Here is a 626-nt window from a genome sequence, read left to right as displayed (position 1 = left end):
ACTTAGCTGCATGCAACTTATAAGCAGCCCGATAACCGTCAGTTCCGAGAGGAGGCCAATTCACGTAAGCATGCGGATCAGGATCCTTCTCCCACTCCACCACCACCGTCAGCCCGGGGTGCCATTTCGCCGGCAGTGACGCGCAGCAATTCTGTTTGCCGCCGCCGCTATAAGGACTGATGTTCGGCCCGCCGCCCCTGTTCACAGAAAACCGGTTAATCGCCGCCGAGGTATGGCTATACCCTTCGATGGGTGTACCCAGACGCACGGGCTTTGGCGGGGTGCAGCCTTGCAGCGAAAGGCCGCTGATCAACATCAGCCACAAGACTCGGATCAGGACTCTGGACATGTCGCGGGCTCCTGCATTTTTTGAGGAAAGTGAAACGGATAATCAGGACGACCCGGATAAGTCGCACCGGCTGAAACGGCTACTTGGTTGCAAGGTAAGAAGTGCACATTGACAAGCCCCAACTCCTCATACCGAGCAACAGGCACAACGGCTCGATGACGGGTGTACTTAGCTGCATGCAACTTATAAGCAGCCCGATAACCGTCAGTTCCGAGAGGAGGCCAATTCACGTAAGCATGCGGATCAGGATCCTTCTCCCACTCCACCACCACCGTCA

At 56.2% G+C, this 626-nt stretch carries 2 protein-coding genes; both read right to left on the bottom strand.

Annotated elements, in window-relative coordinates; translation table 11 throughout:
- Nucleotides 1-349: DUF3304 domain-containing protein (locus V6F78_RS22255; protein ID WP_332728336.1), on the bottom strand; the 349-nt coding region annotated here is incomplete at its 3' end.
- On the bottom strand, nt 334-626 hold a 293-nt coding region (locus V6F78_RS22250), incomplete at its 5' end, for a DUF3304 domain-containing protein (RefSeq protein ID WP_332728335.1). The genes V6F78_RS22255 and V6F78_RS22250, both read right to left, overlap by 16 nt.

Origin of the sequence: Pseudomonas sp. ESBL9 (genome assembly GCF_036668715.1) — a bacterium.
In the GTDB taxonomy this organism is placed as follows: domain Bacteria; phylum Pseudomonadota; class Gammaproteobacteria; order Pseudomonadales; family Pseudomonadaceae; genus Aquipseudomonas; species Aquipseudomonas lundensis.
This window is presented reverse-complemented; position numbering and strand designations above follow the sequence as displayed.